Raw genomic sequence first — 21,078 nt, 5'->3', positions numbered from 1 at the left:
CCGAGCTAACGAACATTTGCTACATTCGTGAATGAAAGGGCCTTCCCGGCCCGCGTCACCTGCAAAGGAGCAGACGATGACGGCAGCGAACACGCGTCCCCAATTCGACGCACCTGCCCGCACCATCCGTGAGGTGGACTACGGCTTCTTCGGGCCGGGCTCGCCCACCTGGAAGGTATGGACCGCCCCGACGGCCCTGATCGGCTTCCAGCGCGCGGTGACGCTCGAACACTTCGACCCGGACCTGACCGCGGCGGTCGCCGATGTCGGCGGCATCTACAGCGACCCCCGCGGCCGGCTCGACCACACCTTCGCCTACTTCCTCATCGCCGCCGTGGCCGACAGTCGCATGGCCATCGAGGCCTCCGAACACCTCATGCAGGTGCACGCCAAGGCGACCGGTATCGAGCCGATCAGCGGAAACCGTTACAGCGCAAACAATCCCGACTCCCAGCTGTGGATCCACGTCACCGGCTGGCATTCGGTGCTCAAGTGCTACGAGATGTACGGCCCCGGCCCGCTGAGCCCGGCCGAGGAACAGCGGTACTGGGCCGAATGCGTCATCGCCGCGGAACTGCAGACCTGCAAGCCGTCCGACGTCCCGCGTTCGCGCGCCGAGGTCCGCGACTACTTCGCCGCGGTCCGGCCCAAGCTGTGCACCTCCGAACGCGCCCGCCAGGGCATGCACTACCTGCTCTTCACTCCCTCGGAGAAGGGCCTGAGCCTGTGGGCCGGCAGCCGCCTGGTCGCCCCCGCCGCCATTGCCACGCTGCCCGAATGGATGCGTGTCACAGGCGGTTTCGACCAGCCCGGCGTCCTCGACGCCGCCTACCCGCCCGCCGTCCGGGCGGCCATGGGCGCGTTGCGCAGCGATCGCCTGAAACTCAAGGTGGCCGAGCACTTCATCGGCCGCATGACCGGGCGATTGCTGAAGGAACACCTGCAGGCCGGCGTCCCGGAGAACCCGGTCACCGTGACCCCGCGCGAGGCCAGGGAAAGGTACGGGCGACAGGCCCGGAATGTAGGGTGACCAATTCGTGACTTGGCTGGTCCGACGGGTTTTTTCGCTGTAAAACGCAATCCCTACGGTTGCGTAACCGAACGAGCGTACGGCAACCTGCGCTTGATCATCAAGACTTACGGCGAGGAGGCCCGTCCGTGTCCCACTACAAGGCGAACCTGCGTGACATCGAGTTCAACTTGTTCGAAGTACTGGGAATCGGGGAACTGCTGGACGCAGGCGCCTACGGCGACCTCGACAGCGAAACCGTCCGCGACATGCTCACCGAGGCCAAGCGCCTCGCAGAGGGACCGATCGCCGAGTCGTTCATCGAAGGCGACCGCACCCCCGTCGAATTCATTCCGGAGCAGCACACCATCATCGTGCCGCCGCTGCTGCGCAAGACCGTCGCCGCGGTGAACGAAGCCGGCTACTCCGGACTCGGCATGTCCGAGGAGATGGGCGGCGTGCCCGCCCCCAACGCGGTCATCTGGGGCATCCAGGAAATGATCGTGGCCGCCAACAACTCGGCCTCCTTCTTCAATATGGGCCCGCTCATGCACAAGGTCCTCTTCGACGAGGGCACCGAGGAGCAGCAGCGCTGGGCCGCGCACGCCTGGGAGAACCGCTGGGGCGGCACCATGGTGCTCACCGAGCCCGACGCCGGCTCCGATGTCGGCATGGGCCGCACCAAGGCCGTGCAGCAGCCCAACGGCGACTGGCACATCGACGGCGTGAAGCGCTTCATCTCCGGCGGCGACGTCGGCGACACCGCCGCCAATATCTTCCACCTGGTGCTGGCCCGCCCCGAGGGCGCCGGCCCCGGCACCAAGGGCCTCTCCCTGTTCGTGGTGCCGCGCTTCCTGTTCGACTCCGAGACAATGGAACTCGGCGAGAAGAACGGCGCGCTGGTCACCGGCGTCGAGCACAAGATGGGCATCAAGTCCTCGCCCACCTGCGAGATCACCTTCGGCGGCGACAAGCCCGCCATCGGCTACCTGGTCGGCAATGTGCACAACGGCATCGCTCAGATGTTCAAGGTCATCGAGAACGCGCGGATGATGGTGGGCACCAAGGCCACCGGCGCGCTCTCCACCGGCTACCTGAACGCCCTCGAGTACGCCAAGCAGCGCGTGCAGGGCGCGGACCTGACCCAGATGACGGACAAGGCCGCCCCGCGCGTCACCATCACCCACCACCCCGACGTGCGTCGCTCGCTCGCCACCCAGAAGGCCTACGCCGAGGGGCTGCGCGCGCTGTACATGTACTGCGCCTCGCACCAGAACGCCGATGTGGCGCAGGCCAATTACGGTATCGACGCCGAACTGGCCGAGCGGGTGAACGACCTGCTGCTGCCCCTCGTCAAGGGCTGCGGCTCGGACCGGGCCTACGAGAGCCTGACCGAATCGCTACAGACCCTGGGCGGCTCCGGCTACCTGCAGGACTACCCGATCGAGCAGTACATCCGCGACTGCAAGATCGACTCGCTGTACGAGGGCACCACCGCCATCCAGGCGCAGGACTTCTTCTTCCGCAAGATCATTCGCGACAAGGGCGCGGCGCTGGGCCACGTCGCCGGGCTCATCCAGAAGTTCGTCGACGCCGGGCCGGACCAGTTCAAGGCCGAGCGCGGACTGCTCGGCGCGGCCCTCGCCGACGTGCAGGCCATGGCCGCCGCCCTCACCGGCTATCTGATGGCCTCGCAGCAGCAGGTCGACGAGATCTACAAGGTCGGCCTCGGCTCGGTCCGATTCCTGTACGCCGTCGGCGATCTCGTCATCGCCTGGCGACTGCTGGAACAGGCCGCCATCGCCCAGGCCGCCCTGGATGGCGGCGCTGCCGAGAAGGACAAGAACTTCTACATCGGCAAGGTCGGGATCGCTTCCTGGTTCGCGAAGAACAAGCTGCCGCTGATCAACGGCGTGCGTTCCGTCGTCGAGAACCTCGACAACGACATCATGAAGCTGGACGAAGCCGCCTTCTAAAACCGCTGGCCGCGTGTCATATCGGCGTGTTTTCTGGCGCGCCGGTGTGACACGCGCTTTCTGTTTGCGACCTCGCGAATTGTGACGGTCGTACCGGGTACAACTACGGCATGGTCTTCCCGGTGACATTCGGCTGGATACAGATCCTGCTGATCGTGCTCGCTGTCGGCGCTCTCGCGCTGCTGGTGACCGCGGTGTTCAAGGCGCGCAAGGTCGGTCTGCGAGTACTCGCGGGCCGCGGCGCCGGGGCGGTCGGGCTCGTGCTCGTCGCGGTGGTGATCCTCTGGATCACCACACTGCTGCAAACATTCCTCGGACTCACCGGCGAGGTGAAAGCCGCGCATATCGTCGCGACACCCATTGCGGGCCAGGACCACGAGATGAACGTGGACCTGACCCTGTACGGCGACAAGGACCACGGCGAACAACACCTGACCTACAAGGTCGAGGGCGATATGTGGGTCCTGCAGGCCGATATCGTCGAACTCGAACCCTGGGTCAACGCACTGGGATTCAACTCCGGATACAAGATCACCCGGCTCTACGGGCAGCGCTTGGACGGCATCGCCACCAAGCAGAACCAGATCTTCCTGAACGGCGGCGACGGCGACTTCTTCAAGGACATGAAGGACCAGTCCTGGTACACCAAGCCCTTCGTGAAGTCCGCCTACGGCAATGCCGTCATCGCCATCAACGGCAGCTACGACGTCTTCATCTCCCGAGACGCCATCAAGGCGCGGCCCTCGTAGGTCAGTTCGCGATCTCGGCGAACACGGGCGCGTGATCACTGGCGCCCTTGCCCTTTCGCTCCTCGCGGTCCACGTTCGAGTCGGTGACGCGGGCCGCGAGATCGGGGGAGCCCAGGATGAAGTCGATGCGCATGCCCTCCTTACGGGGGAAACGCAGCTGGGTGTAGTCCCAGTAGGTGTAGACACCGGGGCCCGGATGGAACGGCCGCATCACGTCCGAGAAGCCCGCTTCGGTGAAGGCGTCGAAGGCATTTCGCTCCGGCTCGGAGACGTGGGTCTTGCCCTCGAAGAACTCGGACGACCACACGTCCACGTCGGTCGGCGCGATATTCCAGTCGCCGACCAAGGCGATCTGCGCATTCGGGTCTTCGGACAACCACTTCGCGCCCGCGGTCCGCAGGTTCGCGAGCCACTCCAGCTTGTAGGTGTAGTGCGGATCGTCCAGCGCGCGGCCGTTCGGCACGTACAGGCTCCACACCCGCACCCCGCCGCAGGTCGCGCCGAGCGCCCGCGCCTCCACAACCGGTGTGCTGAGCAGGGATTCACCCGCGTCCTTGTCGAACCCCGGCTGATCCGGGAACGACAGCTCCACATCCTTGATACCTACCCGGGACGCGATGGCCACACCGTTCCACTGGTTGTGGCCGACATGCGCGACCTCGTAGCCGGCCGCCTCGAACGCCTCGAACGGGAACTGCTCGTCCTTGCACTTGGTTTCCTGCATGGCCAGCACGTCGATATCGGAGCGGTCCAGCCAGGACACCACCCGATCGACTCGGGTCCGGATGGAGTTCACGTTCCAGGTAGCCAGCCGCACGGGAGAACCTTTCAGCAATAGTGTCTTTCAGGGTAATCAGCAATCAGGCGCGGTCTGTCAAGGCGCCGCGTACCGATAGGCATGGTGTTCCACGAAACCCAGCTCGCGGTACAACGCCAGCGCCGCCTCGTTGTCCGCCTGCACCTGGACGTAGGCGTGCGTCGCCTCGCGGGCCTGACCCCAGCGCAGCATCTCCGCGCACACCAGGGAGCCCAGTCCGTGCCGGCGATGCCCGGCCATCACCGCCACACAGGTGAGACCCACCCAGCGGCGCCCGCCCGGCGCGGTCGTCACCGCCGCCCGGCCGATGGCCAGGGGAGTGGGCAGACCCAGCGCGGCGAAACCGACCTCGCCGTCCCGGACCGCCGTCAGCACGTCAGCCACCGGCATCGGCGCCACGTCCGAATCGCCGCCGCGATGCCGGTACACGGACAGCCAGCCGCCGTCCGGTTCGGCCGTGAACCGCACCATGGGCGGGCCCTGCGGCAGCACCACGTTCTCGATATCGACTGCCAGCACCAGGGTTTCGCTCCAGGTGCGCCAGCCCGGCGGCACCGGCGCCAGCCGGTCCGGCAGCATCAGCTGCACGGGCAGGCCCTGCGCCGCATACCATTCGGCGATCCCCTGCAGGGCGCCGTCCGACAGCAGTGCGTGGCCGTCCGGGCCGCCCAGCGGCACAGCCGAATTCGCGCGATTGGTGTAGCCCTGCCCGGCGCGCAGCAGCCAACCGTCCACCCAGGAGCGTTGCAGGCCGGGCCAGCCGTCGGCGGCCGCCGCCTCCAGGGCGCGGATCTCGCTGGTGCGAATCGGCCTGGGGCCCACCGCTTTACACGCGACGATGCGATCCGGGGCGATCGACAGCACCTGGCCGTCGCCGGTGCGCACGGTCAGTGGATCGGTCGCCAGCAATTCGCCGATCACATCGGTGAGCGGCTGCGGATAGCCTTCGGGCAGGCGGTAGCGCACCACCACCCGCTGCCCGATCGGCGGCAGCCCGGAGTCAGCGGTCACGGTCGGTGATCAGTCCTCGAAGTCGTCGTGCCCGAACGGGTCCGGCACCGTGCCCGGAATCCAGCTCTGTCCCGGTGTGCCCCAGCCGTTCCGCTTGATGGCCTTCTTGGCCGCGCGCGCGTTCCGGCCGATCAGTACGTCCACATAGAGGAAGCCGTCCAGATGGCCCACCTCGTGCTGCAGCATGCGGGCGAAGAAACCCTCGCCCTCCAGCTCGACCGGCTCACCCTTCTCGTCGGTGCCGGTCACCCGGGCCCAGTCCGCGCGCCCGGTCGGGAACTGCTCGCCCGGCACGGACAGACAGCCCTCCTCGTCGTCCTCGGGATCCGGCATGGTCTCCGGCAGCTTCGAGGTCTCCAGCACCGGATTGACCACGACCCCGCGGCGCCGGACCATCTTGCCGTCCACCGGCTCGTCGGGGCAGTCGTACACGAAAAGGCGCAACGACCGGCCCACCTGATTGGCGGCCAGGCCCACACCATTGGCGGCATCGAGGGTCTCGAACATGTCCGCGATCAGCCCGGCCAGTTCCTCAGGAGTCTGCGTGACCTTTTCGGTCGGATTGTGCAGAACCGGGTCGCCGACGATGACGATCGGGAGAATAGCCATGCTGAGCAGCCTACTGGGTGATTGCGGGGCTCCGATCGCACCCCGTGGGCGTCGCGACACGCCGGACGATCGGCCTGGAAACACGCCGAGCGGTACGCATCGGGAAGGTCGCGGCCCGTGGTTGAATGATCGGCGACGTACAAGCACCATATTCGTCTGGTGACAACTCGGCGAGGGAGCATTATGGACGGCGCAGCGGCATGGAACATCTCCGCAAGCGAGGACGGCCCTGCCGCGAGCGAAGGGTCCGCCGCGAGCGAGGGTGAAGGCGCACACGGCCTTTCCCGCCGGGAACTCGACATCCTGGACTTCGAGCGCAAATGGTGGAAATACGCCGGCGCCAAAGAGGAAGCCATCCGGGAACTCTTCGACCTCTCACCCACCCGCTACTACCAGGTCCTGAACGCCGTCGTGGACAAGGCCGAAGCCCTCTCGGCCGACCCGATGCTCGTCAAGCGCCTGCGCCGGCTCCGCGCCAGCCGCCAGAAGACCAGGGCCGCACGCCGACTCGGCTTCCAGGTGTGAGCAACCGGTACCCATTAGGCTGCAGGCCGTGAGCAATCCGAATTCGCCGTCCGGCGGCCCGCCACTGCGCGCGCTGGCGATGGTCCTGATCGCCCTGGCCATCGTGTTCGCCGGCCTGGGCGCGATGTCCCTGTCGAGTTCGGACTCCAGCTCGGCCTCCGGCAGCACCACCTCCAGCCCCGCCGCACCCACCACGACTGCGGCGCAGCCGGTTTCACCCGCCCCGGCCACGGCCCCCGCCACCACGGCACCGTCCAGTTCGGCAGCGCCCACCACGACGGCAGCGCCGAGCACCACGACCGCGGCGCCCACCACCACCGCGGCCGCCCTCGACAAGTCCGTTCCGGTACAGGTTCTCAACAACAGCACCGTCTCCGGCCTGGCCGCCAAGACCGGCAGCCAGCTCACCGCCGACGGTTTCAATGTCACCGGAACCGGTAACTACCCGAACGGTGTCATCCCCAAAACGACCGTGTACTACGGCAACTCGCCGCAGGAGCAGGCGGTGGCGCAGGCCATCGCCGCCGAACTCGGCTGCGCGGCCGAACCCAAGTTCTCCGGACTCGGCGACTCCTCCCCGGGCGTCGTCGTCATCGTCACCGGTAACTGAAAGCTCTCCAGGTAGCTCTTCCGCACGCGCACAGAACACCCCGGGCGGCCCCTCCACGGAACGCACCGGTGCCTCTGGCATCATCTTGTCCGGTACGAACTATGTCCAACCGGCTTTACCCGTAAACTCGGTACTCGTAAAGGAGTTCCCCGATGGCCCCGTCCCCCACACGTCGCCCGTCCTGGCGGATCGTCGCCCCGGTGCTCGCGGTCGCGGCGCTCGGCCTCGCGGCGTGCTCCAACGGTCAATCGTCGAGTGACGTCAAGGGAACAACCCCGCCGGTGTTCACCAGCTCCGCCGCGCCCGCGGGCCAGGAGAGCGGTCTCGCGAACCCGCCCAGCGACTCCGTCAGCGCCACGCTGAAGGACTCCAACGGGCAGCCGGTCGGCACCGCCACCTTCGCCAAGTCCGGCAACTTCGTGCAGGTCACCATCGACGCCCACGGCCTCAAGCCCGGCTTCCACGGCCTGCACATCCACTCGGTCGGCAAGTGCGAGCCCAACTCGGTCGCACCCGCCGGCGGCGCGCCCGGCGACTTCCTCTCCGCGGGCGGTCACTTCGAGGCCGGCGATATGAGCCTGCACCCGCAGAGCGGCGACCTGACCTCGCTGCAGGTGCGCTCCGACGGCACCGCCAAGCTGGTCACCACCACCGACGCCTTCACCGTGGACCAGATCAAGGACAAGTCCCTGATCATCCACGCCGGCGCCGACAACTTCGGCAATATCCCCACCCGCTACGCGCCCGCACCGGACGCGGAGACCCTCGCCACCGGTGACGCCGGCGCCCGGGTCGCCTGCGGCGTTATTTCCTGACCCTCCTAACCAGAGGTGAGCCATGGCCGGGGCAATCCGGAAGGTCCCCTTCAACTCCTCGCCCCGGCCCACGCTCGGCGTGGAATGGGAGGTCGCGCTCGTCGACAAGCAGACGCGCGACCTTTCCAACACCGCCGCAGCGGTTTTCGAGGAAGTCGGTGATCTGCGCGCCTGGGACGGCACCCCGCAGATCACCAAGGAACTGCTCCGCAACACCGTGGAACTGGTGTCCGGCAAGCACGACAATGTCGGCGAAGCCGTCGACGAACTGCGGGCCACCCAGGACGCCGTGCGCCGCGCCGCGGACCGGCTCGGCGTCGACATCTTCTGCGCCGGAACGCATCCCTTCGCACAATGGTCGACGCAGTTGCTCACGCGCAGCGAGCACTACGACGAACTCATCGAGCGCACCCAGTGGTGGGGCCGGCAGATGCTCATCTGGGGCGTGCACGTGCACGTCGGCATCTCGCATCCGGAGAAGGTCTTCCCCATTCTCAACCGGCTGCTGACCAGCTACCCGCACCTGCTGGCACTGTCCGCCTCCTCACCCATGTGGGCCGGCGTCGACACCGGCTACGCCTCCAACCGGGCGCTCATGTTCCAGCAGCTGCCCACCGCCGGCCTGCCCTTTCAGTTCGAAAACTGGCGGCAGTTCGAGGCTTTCGCGCACGACCAGATCAAAACCGGTGTGTTCGAACAACTCGGCGGCATGCACTGGGACATCCGGCCCGCCCCCAAATGGGGCACCATCGAGGTCCGGGTCTGCGACGGCACACCCACCAAGACCGAGCTCGCGGCCATCGTGGCGCTGATCCATTGCCTCATAGTCGATCTCGATCGCCGCGTGGAATCCGGGGAACCGCTACCCGCACCGCTGCCCCCGTGGCATGTGCAGGAAAACAAATGGCGGGCAGCGCGATACGGGCTGGACGCCATTGTCATCACCGACGCCGACAGCAACGAGCGGCTTATCACCGACGACCTGTCCGAGATGCTCAACCGCCTCGAACCCACCGCCAAGAGCCTCGGCTGCGAGAACGAGCTCGCCCTGGTCGCCGAGATCCCGAAGCGCGGCGCCTCCTATCAACGGCAGCGGCGGGTGGCCGCGGCCGCGCAGGGCGATCTGGTGGCGGTCGTCGACTCGCTGGTGCACGAACTCGAGAACTGAGCCCGCGGGGGTTGCCCGCGCAAGCCGCACAGGTTTGCCGGAGCGACACGGGAACCCGTTCCAATGGCGGATTCCGGCCGTTTCCTGAATACGCGCTGTGTGATTTCGGTTACCCGGCTGTGCGTACGGCGTACGGCCTGGCCAGCGCCTACATGCGGCTGAGCGGCACCTGTTCACACGGTGACGGGGGTCTCGTTCAACTGCCCACCCGGTTGGCGTTCATGCTGCGTTTACTATGGCTGGGTGTTGCTCGACGATCCGCGTTCCGGCGTAGGTGGGGCACGCCGGAGTCCGATGTCGTCGACGCGCGTCCGGACCACCGCCGTGCTGTCCGCCGGTGCGGTCGTACTCATCGCACTGCAGCTCGTCGCCGCGCGCCACCACTTCACCGGCCCGCTGGAAAGCCTCTGGGCCGACTACACGGGCACCCCCAAATCCTTCACCGTGCCGTGGGCCGGACTCGGGCTCGCCCTCATCGGGCTGTCCTGGCGGCGACGCTTCCTCGCCGCCGGCGCCGCACTCGGCATCGACCTGATCTATCAGGCCTTCCGATCCCTCGACGGCGGACCGCTGGCCATGGGCAACGGCCCGGTCATCGTGCTCACCGGGCTGATCGTGCTGGCCGCCTGGAAATGGGACGGCAAGGACCGCGGCAATGCGATTCACGCTGCGGCACTGGGCATTCTGCTGGTGCTTTCCAGCAAGATCGCCGACGTCTGGCTCGGCATCACCGTGCTCGCCGGGCCCAAGGTCCTCGACCAGCACATCGTGCTCGTCGACCACGCCCTCGGCGACCCCTCCTGGATGCTGGGCCAGCTGCTCGCCTGGCTCGGCTCGGCGCCCTCCGCCGTCCTGCACTGGGTCTACATCGAGCTACCCATGGGCGCCATGATCGTGACCATCTGGCAGCTGCGGAACGTGGTCAAGACGGGGGAGTGGCCACGGCACTACCTGGTCCGCACCTTCCTCACCATCGGCCTGATCGGGCCCATCTTCTACATCGTGTTCCCGGTCGTCGGGCCCATGTTCGCGTTCGGCCACGACGGCGGCGCCTTCTCGCTCGGCGACTACTGGCCGAACATCGTGCCGCCGGTGGATCTCCATCCGGGCGCCATGCCGTTCGACCACTACACGCCGCGCAACTGCATGCCGTCGCTGCACACCGCGTGGGCGCTGTCGATCTTCATCCACTCCCGGCGTGACACCGCGGGCAATCCCGCACCCCGCTGGCTGCGCTGGGGCGGCGCGTTCTGGCTGCTCGCCACCCTGTCCGCCACCCTCGGCTTCGGCTACCACTACGGCGCCGACCTGGTCGCGGGCGCGGTGCTGTGCCTGACCATCGAATCCGCGCTGCGGGCGCCCGAACGCGGCTGGGATCCGGCCCGCATCCGGCTGGTCGGCGCGGGGGCCGTGCTGTTCGGCTCGCTGCTGCTGTCGTACCGATACGCCTCGGACTTCTACGCCGCGCACCCGCTGCCCGCCGGATTCATCGTGCTCGGCCTGCTGGCCGCGTTCGTCACGGCGTTCTATCGCACCTGGTTCGCGCAGGTGCCCGTGCCGGCCGCGGCAGAGCTTCCGGCCCGCGTCTGAGCCCTCGGGTCGATCCTCAGCCGGAAAGGCCTTCGCCGCGCGGGGATTCGCCGCTGTCGGCTGATTCCGCCGGATCCTGCAGCGGACGGTTCCTGCGCAGCACCAGAATTCCGCCCATACAGCCCGCCGTGACCAGCAGCGCGGTCCACGCGGGCGAGGAAGTCGCCTCGGTGGCCACCGTGCACACCACCGAATGGTTCGAGGTCTGCAGCGCGTAATGCCCGCGCGCCACGTAGTCACGCATGCCCAGCACCGCGGACGGCACGAACACCACCATGCTGCCCAGCACCCGGCTCGGCACATAGCGTGTCCGCGCCGCGGTGAGCCCGAAACCGTAGAGCCAGGCCAGCACCGCCGTACTGCCCACGATGATCCAGGCCCGCGAGGTATCCGAGGTGAAGGCGGTGACCAGGTCGAGCACGATCAGCAGTGCCAGACACGCGACAGGCGCATGCCGTTTGCTGCCGTACCACATGCCTACCGCGGCGATGGCCACCGAAACCGGAATCGCCCAGGCCGGCAAGGCCACCGCCAGGGTGGCCGCGCCCACCGAACTCACGGCCACGGTCGTCAGCACGAGTTCGCCGTCCCGGCCCGGCAGCAGCATGGCCGCGATGAACGCGGTCACCACCGCGCTGGTCACCGCGAGCACGATCCCGGCCAGCGAGTCCCCGTGCCGCGCCAGCCATTCCGCACTGGCCAGCGTCACCAGCACCAGCACCACGCCCGCCAGGATCGGCGCCATGGGCAGTTCGATCGAGGGCCGATCCGCGGGCGGGCGATTGCGATTCCACAGCAGTCCGGCCACCACCAGCACCAGGGAGACCTCGATCATCCACAGGGGTGGCATATCGGTGGCCTGCCAATGGTCCGGCAGCGTCTCGTCCAGGGTGCCGCCACCCACGTGCGGCAGCGGGTTCACCGAACCCAGCAGCAGGCTGATCAGCACGCCGAGCGTCCAGGCATAGGCGGACAGCTTGTGATGCAGCACGGCCGCGCCCAGCGCGCCCAGAATGACCCCGCCCGCGAAGGAGTCGATGAAGTTCATGGTGGACAGCGAGGACGCCGGATCCGCCGCATGCCCGAACAGGTGATTGATCAGCAGCACCAGCAGGCCGCCCAGGGTGGTGCCCCAGGCCGCGACGGTACTGGCCAGCGTGGTGATCAGCACCGCCACGATCATGGCGATGATGACGCCGGCGGCCACCGCGCGGGGCAGGCTGTAGGCGAGCAGGTCGAGTTGCAGGGCGGAAGTCTGTGAGGTCCAGCCGAAGTCGATCGGCAAGGCCAGCGCCAGTCCAGCAACCGTGGCTGTGACCAGAGCCGTGATCGTCTCGGCGGCGATCTGATACGACTTCACCTGGGTGAAAATACCGGCGGAAGCCCGACCGACCAGTCCGACACTCTGCCGCCTCCCCGAAACTTAAGCGCCCGGCAAAGTGCCGTCTGCGCTGGCCAGGCGCCTGGCGGCCGGGTGCCGAACCGATTTTGGGCGTCCCCGGGGAGTTACCCGGAGCCCCGCGAAATCAGTCGTTGCGTTCTTATCCCCGGGTCAGACATAGCCCTCGGCCGTGCCCGCCGGGCCCGGCACCCGCTGCTCCGCATACAGCCGCAGCGACTCCACCTGCATCGGATCCAGCGACGGCCGGACCGCCGCCCGCGCGGCCGCGACATCCGCCGCGGTCACATCGGCGGCGTCCACATCCCGGCGCATGGCGGCCAGCGCCGCCTCGCGCAACAGCGCCGAACAGTCGGCGGCCGAATACCCGTCCAGGCCCTGCGCCAGCTTGCGCAGGTTCACGTCCTTGGCCAGCGGCACGGATTTCGCTGCCGTGCGCAGGATTTCGGCCCGCGCGGCCGCATCGGGCGGCGGAACGAAGACCATCCGCTCCAGACGGCCGGGACGGGTCAGGGCCGGGTCGATCAATTCCGGCCGGTTGGTCGCCCCGACCACCACCACATCCCGCAGCGGCTCCACCCCGTCCAGCTCGGTCAGCAGCGCCGCCACCACCCGATCCGACACTCCCGAATCACTCGACTGCCCGCGCCGCGGCGCCAGCGCGTCCACCTCGTCCAGGAAGATCAGCGACGGCGCGGAATCGCGTGCGCGCTGGAACAATTCCCGCACCGCCCGCTCCGACGAGCCCACCCACTTGTCCATGAGCTCCGCGCCCTTCACGGCGTGCACGCTCAACTGCCCCGAACCCGCCAGCGCGCGCACCAGGAACGTCTTCCCGCATCCGGGCGGCCCGTACAACAGCACGCCGCGCGGCGGTTCGATACCCAGTCGCGCGAACGAATCCGGATGCTGCAGCGGCCACAGCACCGCTTCGGTCAGCGCCTGCTTGGTCTCGGTCATATCGCCGACATCATCCAGGCTCAGATTCCCGACGGCCAGCTCCGCCGACCCCGAACGCGACAGTGGCCGAATCACTTCCAGCGCCCCGGCCAGATCCTGCTGCCGCAGCTTCGGTTCGCTGTGCTCCCGGCTGGCTCGCGCGGCCGCCCGCAGCGCCGCCTCCCGCACCAGCGCCGCCAGATCCGACACCACGAATCCCGGTGTCCGCGCGCCGATCTCGTCCAGTTTCAGCTCGTCCGCCGGAGCCTTCCGCAGCAACTGCTCCAGCAGCGCGGCGCGCACCCGTCCCGTCGGCAGCGGCAGCGATACCTCGCGATCGCACAGATCCGGTCCGCGCAGCCGCGGATCCACACCCACCGCATTCGACGTGGTCGCGATCATCGCCACCGCGGGACTGGCCACCGCCGCCCGCAATTGATCCAGGATCATCGTCGCCACCGGCTCCGCCTCGGCGGGCAGCAGGGCGTCGACATCGGTGATCAGCAGGATTCCGCCCGCGCCCGAACAGATCTCGCCCACCACCCGGTGCACCTCGTTCAGCCGGGCCCCGGCCTCGCGCGCGCCCGTCGAGGGACCGTCCAGCTCCACGAGGCGCCGCTGCCCGGCCACCGCCCGCACCAGCGTCGCCTTCCCGACTCCCGCCGGGCCGGTGACCAGCACACCCAATTGTGACGTCGCGCCAAGGGTTTTCAGTAGTTCCGGCTCGTCCAGTGCGAGGTTCAGCCACTCGGTGAGCTTCGCGGCCTGTGCCTGTACCCCGGCCAGATCCGCCACCGCCACCGCCGTCATCGGAGCGGGTGACATCGGCCGCTCCTGCAGGGCCGGCCCCGCGGGTGCGGTCTGCTCGAACTGCGACTGCGGGATGTCCGACAGGGCCGCGCCCGTATCCCACACCACCGAAGTACTGGGCAGAATCGTCACGGGTCCGTTCGGGTGCGTGCCCGTCACCGTGAGCACCTCCGACGTCCACGCGATCCCCAGTCCCGACAAGGCCTTCCGCGCCACCGACGGGCTGATCACCGACCACGGTTCGTTCGGCCGCAGATCCCGCGGCAGCAAGGTCACCGTGTCCCCGGCGGTGACCACCTTCCCGAGCAGTGCCTGCCGCAGCGTGGCTTCCGGAATGTGGGTGGTGGCCAGCGCGGATCCGGTGAGCGAAATGCGTTGCGCCGGAGCCTCGACGGCCGGCTCGATACGCACCTCCGAGCCCTCGCGCACCCGCGCGTTCCCGAGCGTCACCTCGTCCAGCAATGCCACCTTGGTGGGATCGGCCGCGGCCCCCACCCGATGCGCGGGCGTGAAGGCCGCCACCACCGCCGCCGTCCGGCGCGTGCCGATGAGCGTGACCCCGTCCCCCGGTTGCAACCCGAGCGCGGCCAGCGCCTTCGGATGCAACCGCACCAGCCCCCAGCGGGCGTCAGCGGACGAGGTATTGCGTTGCGCGGTCAGCGCGAGTTCCGGCACGCAGTCAATTCTGCCCGGACCGCCCGGTCTACGACCGGGACGCTCACGAAATGGGCCTAGCGCTTGATGTTCTCGATATAGCGATCACGCGAGCCCGGACGCCGCAGCCGCAGGCGAGCGGTGGAGACCCGCGGGACCCGGGCCAGCGGCGGCCGCTGGCGGCGCTGCGCTCGCCGCTGTGCGCGGCGTTCGGCGGGCTTGTGGTTCCAGGTCTCCGGCCGCGCGGCCACCCAGCGGGCTGAATGCACGGCGAACGGGATGTGGATCAGGTACAGCGCCACCAGGGCGATCATCAGGATCAGCGGGTAGGTGACCAGCAGCGCGGCGGCCAGGCCGACCAGCACCAGCAGGATCGGCGCGGTGCGCGGGGCCACCGACACCGACTTGACCGCCAGCGTCGGCAGGGTGCTCACGCACAGCAGCCCGGTCAGCACGGTCCAGGTGGCGACCGCGGGGAAGCTCACCCACCAGCCGTCGTGGAACTGCTCGGACAGCGCGATGGGTAGCAGCACGATCAGCGCGCCCGCGGGCGCCGGGACACCGACGAAGTACTCACGCTGCCAATCCGGCGTGTTGTCGTTGTCCATGAGGGTGTTGAAGCGGGCCAGCCGCAACACCATGCACACCGCGAACATGAGCGCCAGGATCCAGCCCACGCTGTCGGAGTGCAGGAAGGTCACGTAGAGCACCAGCGCGGGCGCGACGCCGAAGGCGATGGCGTCGGACAGTGAATCCAGTTCCGCGCCCATCTTGGTGGTGGCGTCCAGCATGCGGGCGATGCGGCCGTCCAGCATGTCGAAGACGGCGGCCGCGGCGATCAGCGCCAGCGAAACTCCGAGCGTGCCCTCCATGGCGAACTTGACCGACGACAATCCGGAGCAGAGACCCAGGATGGTCACCATGCTCGGCAGCAGCCGGATGGTGCGGTTACGGCGGCGATCGGACTCCGCGTGCGCGAGTTGCTCCATCACGAATCCAGTTCGGCCAGCACCGTTTCCGCGCCGATGGTGCGCTGTCCCGGCGCGACCAGCAGCTTGGTGCCCACGGGGAAGTAGGTGTCGACCCGCGATCCGAATCGGATGAGGCCGTAGGTGTCTCCGATGGTCAGCTTGTCGCCGACCTTGGCCTCGCACACGATCCGGCGCGCCAGCAGACCGGCGATCTGCACCACCACGATGCGGCGGCCGGTCTCGGTCTCGATGACCATGCTGTTGCGTTCGTTCGCGTCGCTCGCCTCGGGTAGGTCGGCCGAGAGGAATTCGCCCTTCTTGTAGACGATCTCGTTGACCAGACCCGAGACCGGCGTGCGCTGCACGTGCACGTCCAGCACGCTCAGGAAGATGCTCACGCGCGGCAGCGGCTGATCGCCCAGCGCCAGCTCGGCCGGCGGCACCGCGGTATCGACCAGCGCCACCTCGCCGTCCGCGGGGGCGACCACGACACCGGCGCGGTTCGGCGGCACCCGATGCGGATGCCGGAAGAAGGTCGCGGTGGCCGCGGCTGCGAGCAGACCCGCGCGGCGTACCCATTTGTGCCGGATGCCGAGCGCGGCAACGGTCAACGGCGCCGCGACGAACGGCAGTCCGGCCGGATGCAGCGGAGGAACGGCTTTGCGGACCAGGTCGGCCACATGGCCGAGGCCGGTGCGTTCGGGGGTGCCGGGCGGGGTGGGACGGCGGGCCACAAGCTCCTCTTTCATGCGCGGGTAAGTGCGGTCAGGACCGCGATCACACGATACGGGAATGCGGCGCGGGGCTCGCGCTCTCGGTGACCGGAAGCGGCGGTGATCCGTCTGGCAGGCCGGTCCGATTGTGACCATAAGCACTCGGACGACGCCGTATCTCGATTAATATGAGGGAGCCTCATGTCTGCGGCGTGCTCGGTCCGTGGGGGGTGAGGAACCCGATGAAGGTCACGTTCGACGCGCAGTACATAGGAGAAGAACCATGGCTGCTCGACTTGCCTCGATCACTGGGGCAGAGCACACGGCAATGCTCGGGCTCGGCGTGTACCGCCCGGAACGAGTCGTCACCAATGATGAGGTCGCGGGGGCGATCGATTCCAGCGACGAATGGATCCGCACCCGGTCCGGCATCCGCACCCGGCGCTTCGCCTCGCCGCGGGAAACCATCATCAGCATGAGCGCGGCCGCCGCGCGCGATGCCATCGAAGCCGCCGAGATCGAAACCGGCGCGATCGACTGCGTCATCGTCGCCACCTCCACCTGGCTGCTGCTCACGCCCGCCGCCGCACCCCAGATCGCCACCGAACTGGGCCTGAAAAACGTTGCGGCCTTCGATATCTCGGCCGGCTGCGCGGGCTTCTGCCACGCCGTCGCGCTGGCCTCCGACCTGGTGAAGGGCGGCACCGCCGGGCATATCCTGGTCATCGGCGTCGAACGCCTCACCGACACCATCAACCCGAAGGACCGCGGCACCGCCTTCCTGTTCGCGGACGGTGCGGGCGCGGTGGTGGTCGGCCCCGCCGAGGAACCCGGAATCGGGCCCACCGTCTGGGGTTCCGACGGCACCCAGCATCACGCCATCCGCCAGGACAAGGACTGGATGCAGTTCTTCGCCGAGATCGAGGAGCAGGGCCTCGACGCCGTCCGCCCCTACCTCGCCATGGAGGGCACGGCCGTATTCCGCTGGGCCGCACACTCTCTGGAGACGGTGTGCCGCGACGCCATCGACCGCGCCGGCCTCACTCCCGAGGATCTCGACGCCATGGTGCCGCACCAGGCCAACGGCCGCATCATCGACATCATGGCGCGGGTGCTCAAACTCCCCGAGAGTTGCGCCCTCGCCAATGACATCGAGGAGACCGGCAATACCTCCGCCGCGTCGATCCCCCTGGCCATGGAGGCCATGATGCGCAAGGGTGACGCCAAACCCGGTGGCACGGCACTGCTCATCGCCTTCGGCGCGGGCCTGTCCTACGCCGCCCAGTGCGTCACCCTGCCCAACTGGAAATAAGTTCCAGCCCTTCAGTTTCTCGCCTCCGCGCGCCGCCTCCAGGCGGCGCGCGGGATCAAGAGTTAACCCAGATCCCAGGCGACGGTCACAGTGAAAGTGACCGTCTGCTGGCCTGGTTCGAGGTTGATGTTCGGCGCGGCAGCCGGGGCATTCTGCCGGAAGGTGGGCGGGGTTGTGTCGCTGCCGTTTTCGCTGATCGTCTTGACCGACTTCAACTTCAGGTTCGAGAGATCCGCGTACTGCTGTGCGCGGCTCTTGGCATCGTCGAAGGCACGTGCCCGGGCGTCCGACAGCAGCTTGGTGTTGTCCTCCAACGCGAAGGACACCGAGTTGATCCGGGTGTCATTGCCGCCCGCCTGCACCGCGGCCGACAGGATCGCCGACGCCTTCGGCAGATCCCGCACGGCCACCTGCATGGAATTGGTTGCGCGATAACCAGTGATGTTGTGCCCATCGGTCCCGTAGGTGGGCTGCACAGACAGGTCGCTGGTCTTGATGTCCGCCTGTTTCGCCCCCGCCGCGACCATGGCGTCACTGATCGCCTTGGCCTTGTTATTGGCCTGATCCACCGCGCTCGACACGTCGGCGGCGTTCACATCGGTGCCGAGGTCGGCATTGAGCACATCCGGTGTGCCCTGCACCTTCCCGGTGCCGGTCACGGTCACGGTCCGATCGCCGGAAGAGTCGGAGCTGCCGCATCCGGTCAGCAGCAGCGCGACACCGGCGGCCACGGCACAGATCCCTGTCAGTCGTCCCATGGCCCGAACCTACGCGCTCAGTGTTCGAGTGCGGCCTTGATATTGCGGAGAGTCTCTTCCATTCCGGCGATCAATGCCGCCTCGAACGGCTGTTCCCCGCCGAGTGCCGCGTCGGTGGCCTTGCGGGAGAACCAGCTGACTCCGCGCGGAATGTCCCGGCGTTGCACCACATGGGTGCCGCCGTCGGCGTTCGGTTCGAGGGTGTAGCTCCAGATGGTCCGGTTCTCGTTGATCCGGAAGGCGATGGCCCGGTTGGGCTCGTAGCGCACGACGCGGCCGGTGGTCGGGTACACGTAGTGCTGGGCGCGATTCAGGTGGACCGTCCAGGTGCCGGTGTGAACCCGCCCGAGCGGTTGCATCCGCAGCGTGGCGGGACTGAACTCGGGGATACGTTTCAGATCGGAGACGATGCCCCAGACCTGTTCGGGTGTCGCAGCGATATCGATGCTGGCTTCGAGGGGTTTCGGCAACGCTGCCTCCGGGTTCGGACCTGTGTTCTATGAGGAATCCTAGTTCCGGGGGGTGAAAATCAACTAGATCACATTCCGGTGATGTCGATGGGCCAAATGTAATGAGCGGCGCACAATAAGGGATAGACGAAGCAACAGACACCGCCACCAACTTCCGATTGATTGGGAAACGTGAGGTGATCGGCCGTGAACCTGCGCTCGCTCCTGCATCGCAAGGCAAGAGCTGTTCCGCTCCTCCCCGCCGCACAGTCCGGCGAAACCCCGCCACCCACCGGGCATATCCGGAAGTATCGCCGCAAGGCCAACGGCGCCTTGGAAGAGAAGCTGGAACGCCTGCTGACCCCGAGTGAGCTAGACCTGGTTCAGCATCACCGAATTTGAGCGCCGGGAGGAATGCCCATGGCGAGTGCCGGCTCGTGGATCAACTGCCCTGGTTACGGGCCTCCGCGCCGTAGCATCATGCGCCGAGTTGCCCACCCACTTCATACTGCTTAGGTGACTTCACCAGCTGCCGCCAAACCGGCCATCCTCAGCGTCGACGACGATCCGGGCGTTTCCCGTGCCGTCGTTCGTGACCTGCGCCGCCGGTACGGGGCGGACTACCGGATCTTGCGGGCGGAGTCGGGGGCGGACGCGCTCGAGGCTTTGCGAGAAATGAAACTGCGCGGCCAGCCGGTCGCGGTCCTGATCGCCGACTACCGGATGCCCGGTATGAACGGCGTCGAATTCCTGGAGCAGGCCATGGACCTGCACCCGTACGCGCGGCGCGTGCTGCTGACCGCCTACGCGGACACCAATGCCGCCATCGAGGCCATCAATGTGGTCGACCTCGACCATTACCTGCTCAAGCCGTGGGATCCGCCGGAAGAGAAGCTGTACCCGGTCGTCGACTCCCTGCTGGAGGCGTGGCGCGGGGACGCGCACAAGCCGGTCACCGAGACCAAGGTGGTGGGTCACCGCTGGTCGGCGCGCTGCTCGGAGGTGCGGGAATTCCTGGCGCGCAACCAGTTGCCCTACCGCTGGTACCAGTTCGACGAGCCCGAGGGCGCCCGCCTGCTCACCGCGGCCGGCGCGAACGAGGACCAGTGCCCGGTCATCATCAGCTCGACCGGTGACGTGCTGATCATGCCCACCGACGCGGAACTCGCGGTGAGCGTGGGCCTGAATACCGCACCGGCGGAAGACTTCTACGACCTCATCGTGGTCGGCGGCGGCCCGGCCGGTCTGGGCGCGGCGGTTTACGGCGCGTCCGAGGGACTACGCACCGTGCTCGTCGAGCGCACCGCGACCGGTGGACAGGCGGGACAGAGTTCGCGCATCGAGAACTATCTGGGCTTCCCGGACGGTCTCTCGGGCGCGCAGCTGGCGGATCGGGCGCGGCGGCAGGCCGTGAAATTCGGGGCCGAACTGATCACCGCCCGCGAGGTGGTGGCGCTGGAGCAGTGCGGTTCGGCGCGCGTGGTGAAGTTCGCCGACGGCGGCAGCATCGCCGCGCATTCGGTGCTCATCGCGACCGGCGTCAACTACCGGCACCATCCGGCGCCGGGCGTGGACGAATACACCGGCCGCGGCGTCTACTACGGCTCGGCCATGACCGAGGCCAGCGATTGCGCCGAACGCGACATCTACATCGTGGGCGGCGCCAACTCGGCTGGTCAGGCGGCGGTCTTCTTGTCCAGGAACGCGCGCTCGGTGCACATCCTGGTGCGTGGCGACGCGCTGGAAGCGTCCATGTCGCACTACCTGATTCAGCAGATCGAGCAGATTCCGAACATCACGGTGCACACCGGTACCGAGGTGGTCTCGGCCGACGGCGACGATCACCTCGAGCGAATCGTGCTGCGTGACAACAAGACCGGCGCCGAGGAAAAGGTGGATACGGAACGGTTGTTCCTGTTCATCGGCGCCGCACCGGAAACCGATTGGCTCGACGGTCAGGTGCACCGCGACGACAAGGGTTTCGTGCTCGCCGGACCCGACCTCATGGTGGACGGCGAGCGCCCGGCGGGCTGGGAATTGCCGCGGCCGCCACAGCATTTGGAGACCAGCGTGCCCGGCGTGTTCGTGGCGGGCGACGTGCGGTCGGAATCCGCGAAGCGGGTGGCGTCGGCGGTCGGCGAGGGTGCCATGGCCGTCATGCTCGTACACCGCTACCTGGCGAAACAGTAGGAGT

General features: G+C 67.8%; 20 protein-coding genes. 11 read left to right on the top strand and 9 right to left on the bottom strand.

The window, feature by feature from the left end; all coding sequences use genetic code 11:
- Nucleotides 1-76: 76 nt before the first annotated feature.
- The 3 genes from ACH438_RS19890 to ACH438_RS19880 all read left to right on the top strand — a co-directional run bounded on the left by ACH438_RS19890 (nucleotide 77) and on the right by ACH438_RS19880 (nucleotide 3,734).
- Nucleotides 77-1,030, top strand: a complete 954-nt coding sequence (locus ACH438_RS19890; protein WP_397007224.1) for an oxygenase MpaB family protein — start codon at nucleotides 77-79, stop codon at nucleotides 1,028-1,030.
- A 128-nt stretch (nucleotides 1,031-1,158) separates the two neighbouring features.
- On the top strand, nucleotides 1,159-2,985 hold the full coding sequence (locus tag ACH438_RS19885) for an acyl-CoA dehydrogenase (RefSeq protein WP_397007222.1): 1,827 nt from the start codon (nucleotides 1,159-1,161) through the stop codon (nucleotides 2,983-2,985).
- 110 nt (nucleotides 2,986-3,095) lie between these two features.
- Nucleotides 3,096-3,734, top strand: coding sequence for a hypothetical protein (locus ACH438_RS19880; RefSeq protein ID WP_397007220.1), 639 nt, complete (start codon nucleotides 3,096-3,098; stop codon nucleotides 3,732-3,734).
- A gap of 1 nt (nucleotide 3,735) precedes the next feature.
- Here ACH438_RS19880 and ACH438_RS19875 read toward each other — a convergent pair whose 3' ends face one another.
- From ACH438_RS19875 to ACH438_RS19865, 3 genes are read right to left on the bottom strand one after another with little or no spacing between them, the layout of a single operon-like run.
- Entirely contained in the window at nucleotides 3,736-4,551 is an 816-nt protein-coding gene (locus tag ACH438_RS19875; protein ID WP_397007218.1) for an exodeoxyribonuclease III, read from the bottom strand.
- A 57-nt stretch (nucleotides 4,552-4,608) separates the two neighbouring features.
- Complete coding sequence (locus ACH438_RS19870) at nucleotides 4,609-5,562, bottom strand: GNAT family N-acetyltransferase (RefSeq protein WP_397007216.1); 954 nt, start codon at nucleotides 5,560-5,562, stop codon at nucleotides 4,609-4,611.
- A gap of 9 nt (nucleotides 5,563-5,571) precedes the next feature.
- Nucleotides 5,572-6,171, bottom strand: coding sequence for a peptide deformylase (locus ACH438_RS19865; protein WP_397007214.1), 600 nt, complete (start codon nucleotides 6,169-6,171; stop codon nucleotides 5,572-5,574).
- 183 nt (nucleotides 6,172-6,354) lie between these two features.
- Here ACH438_RS19865 and ACH438_RS19860 point away from each other — a divergent pair, with 183 nt between their 5' ends.
- The 5 genes from ACH438_RS19860 (at nucleotide 6,355) to ACH438_RS19840 (ending at nucleotide 10,879) form a co-directional block, all read left to right on the top strand.
- Nucleotides 6,355-6,696 carry a DUF3263 domain-containing protein gene (locus tag ACH438_RS19860; RefSeq protein WP_397007212.1) on the top strand — a complete coding sequence of 114 codons (342 nt, stop codon included), beginning with the start codon at nucleotides 6,355-6,357 and terminating at the stop codon, nucleotides 6,694-6,696.
- A 28-nt stretch (nucleotides 6,697-6,724) separates the two neighbouring features.
- Nucleotides 6,725-7,306, top strand: a complete 582-nt coding sequence (locus ACH438_RS19855; protein WP_397007210.1) for a LytR C-terminal domain-containing protein — start codon at nucleotides 6,725-6,727, stop codon at nucleotides 7,304-7,306.
- Nucleotides 7,307-7,458: 152 nt separating this feature from the next.
- The gene (gene sodC, locus ACH438_RS19850) at nucleotides 7,459-8,121 is read left to right on the top strand and encodes a superoxide dismutase[Cu-Zn] (protein WP_397007208.1); all 663 of its coding nucleotides are present in this window, start codon (nucleotides 7,459-7,461) and stop codon (nucleotides 8,119-8,121) included.
- Nucleotides 8,122-8,143: 22 nt separating this feature from the next.
- The gene (locus ACH438_RS19845) at nucleotides 8,144-9,289 is read left to right on the top strand and encodes a glutamate--cysteine ligase (protein WP_397007206.1); all 1,146 of its coding nucleotides are present in this window, start codon (nucleotides 8,144-8,146) and stop codon (nucleotides 9,287-9,289) included.
- 294 nt (nucleotides 9,290-9,583) lie between these two features.
- Nucleotides 9,584-10,879 carry a DUF5933 domain-containing protein gene (locus ACH438_RS19840; protein WP_397007204.1) on the top strand — a complete coding sequence of 432 codons (1,296 nt, stop codon included), beginning with the start codon at nucleotides 9,584-9,586 and terminating at the stop codon, nucleotides 10,877-10,879.
- Nucleotides 10,880-10,895: 16 nt separating this feature from the next.
- On the opposite strand, the gene ACH438_RS19835 is transcribed toward ACH438_RS19840, so the two are convergent.
- From ACH438_RS19835 to ACH438_RS19820, 4 genes are all read right to left on the bottom strand, one after another.
- Nucleotides 10,896-12,239 (bottom strand): hypothetical protein, encoded by a 1,344-nt coding sequence (locus tag ACH438_RS19835; protein WP_397007202.1) that lies wholly within the window; start codon nucleotides 12,237-12,239, stop codon nucleotides 10,896-10,898.
- 192 nt (nucleotides 12,240-12,431) lie between these two features.
- Complete coding sequence (locus ACH438_RS19830; RefSeq protein WP_397007200.1) at nucleotides 12,432-14,702, bottom strand: AAA family ATPase; 2,271 nt, start codon at nucleotides 14,700-14,702, stop codon at nucleotides 12,432-12,434.
- Between the two features lie 56 nt (nucleotides 14,703-14,758).
- Nucleotides 14,759-15,670 (bottom strand): CDP-diacylglycerol--serine O-phosphatidyltransferase, encoded by a 912-nt coding sequence (gene pssA / locus ACH438_RS19825; protein ID WP_397007198.1) that lies wholly within the window; start codon nucleotides 15,668-15,670, stop codon nucleotides 14,759-14,761.
- A complete protein-coding gene (locus ACH438_RS19820; RefSeq protein WP_397008176.1) occupies nucleotides 15,670-16,386 on the bottom strand; it encodes a phosphatidylserine decarboxylase in 717 nt (238 codons plus the stop codon). The genes pssA and ACH438_RS19820 overlap by 1 nt, the downstream gene beginning before the upstream one ends.
- 262 nt (nucleotides 16,387-16,648) lie before the next feature.
- Here ACH438_RS19820 and ACH438_RS19815 point away from each other — a divergent pair, with 262 nt between their 5' ends.
- Entirely contained in the window at nucleotides 16,649-17,677 is a 1,029-nt protein-coding gene (locus tag ACH438_RS19815) for a beta-ketoacyl-ACP synthase III (protein WP_397007196.1), read from the top strand.
- 62 nt (nucleotides 17,678-17,739) lie between these two features.
- On the opposite strand, the gene ACH438_RS19810 is transcribed toward ACH438_RS19815, so the two are convergent.
- The gene (locus ACH438_RS19810) at nucleotides 17,740-18,435 is read right to left on the bottom strand and encodes an SIMPL domain-containing protein (protein ID WP_397007194.1); all 696 of its coding nucleotides are present in this window, start codon (nucleotides 18,433-18,435) and stop codon (nucleotides 17,740-17,742) included.
- Between the two features lie 17 nt (nucleotides 18,436-18,452).
- Entirely contained in the window at nucleotides 18,453-18,905 is a 453-nt protein-coding gene (locus tag ACH438_RS19805; protein ID WP_397007192.1) for an SRPBCC family protein, read from the bottom strand.
- Nucleotides 18,906-19,091: 186 nt separating this feature from the next.
- On the opposite strand from ACH438_RS19805, the gene ACH438_RS19800 reads away from it, so the two are divergent.
- Together ACH438_RS19800 and ACH438_RS19795 are read left to right on the top strand one after the other, a co-directional pair.
- On the top strand, nucleotides 19,092-19,286 hold the full coding sequence (locus ACH438_RS19800) for a hypothetical protein (protein WP_397007190.1): 195 nt from the start codon (nucleotides 19,092-19,094) through the stop codon (nucleotides 19,284-19,286).
- Between the two features lie 114 nt (nucleotides 19,287-19,400).
- The gene (locus ACH438_RS19795; protein ID WP_397007188.1) at nucleotides 19,401-21,074 is read left to right on the top strand and encodes an FAD-dependent oxidoreductase; all 1,674 of its coding nucleotides are present in this window, start codon (nucleotides 19,401-19,403) and stop codon (nucleotides 21,072-21,074) included.
- The last annotated feature ends 4 nt before the right edge of the window (nucleotides 21,075-21,078 follow it).

It is taken from the genome of Nocardia sp. NPDC020380, from assembly GCF_044386975.1.
Lineage (GTDB): Bacteria > Actinomycetota > Actinomycetes > Mycobacteriales > Mycobacteriaceae > Nocardia.
Note: the sequence above shows the minus strand (reverse complement) of the source record. Positions and strands in the feature narration are given on the sequence as shown.

Excerpts from the sequence above, each read along its gene's own strand:
- ACH438_RS19890 (WP_397007224.1), top strand. The coding sequence starts at position 77 with ATGACGGCAGCGAACACGCGTCCCCAATTCGACGCACCTGCCCGCACC.
- ACH438_RS19880 (WP_397007220.1), top strand. The coding sequence starts at position 3,096 with ATGGTCTTCCCGGTGACATTCGGCTGGATACAGATCCTGCTGATCGTG.
- ACH438_RS19865 (WP_397007214.1), bottom strand. The coding sequence starts at position 6,171 with ATGGCTATTCTCCCGATCGTCATCGTCGGCGACCCGGTTCTGCACAAT.
- ACH438_RS19860 (WP_397007212.1), top strand. The coding sequence starts at position 6,355 with ATGGACGGCGCAGCGGCATGGAACATCTCCGCAAGCGAGGACGGCCCT.
- sodC (WP_397007208.1), top strand. The coding sequence starts at position 7,459 with ATGGCCCCGTCCCCCACACGTCGCCCGTCCTGGCGGATCGTCGCCCCG.
- ACH438_RS19845 (WP_397007206.1), top strand. The coding sequence starts at position 8,144 with ATGGCCGGGGCAATCCGGAAGGTCCCCTTCAACTCCTCGCCCCGGCCC.
- ACH438_RS19840 (WP_397007204.1), top strand. The coding sequence starts at position 9,584 with ATGTCGTCGACGCGCGTCCGGACCACCGCCGTGCTGTCCGCCGGTGCG.
- pssA (WP_397007198.1), bottom strand. The coding sequence starts at position 15,670 with ATGGAGCAACTCGCGCACGCGGAGTCCGATCGCCGCCGTAACCGCACC.
- ACH438_RS19815 (WP_397007196.1), top strand. The coding sequence starts at position 16,649 with ATGGCTGCTCGACTTGCCTCGATCACTGGGGCAGAGCACACGGCAATG.
- ACH438_RS19810 (WP_397007194.1), bottom strand. The coding sequence starts at position 18,435 with ATGGGACGACTGACAGGGATCTGTGCCGTGGCCGCCGGTGTCGCGCTG.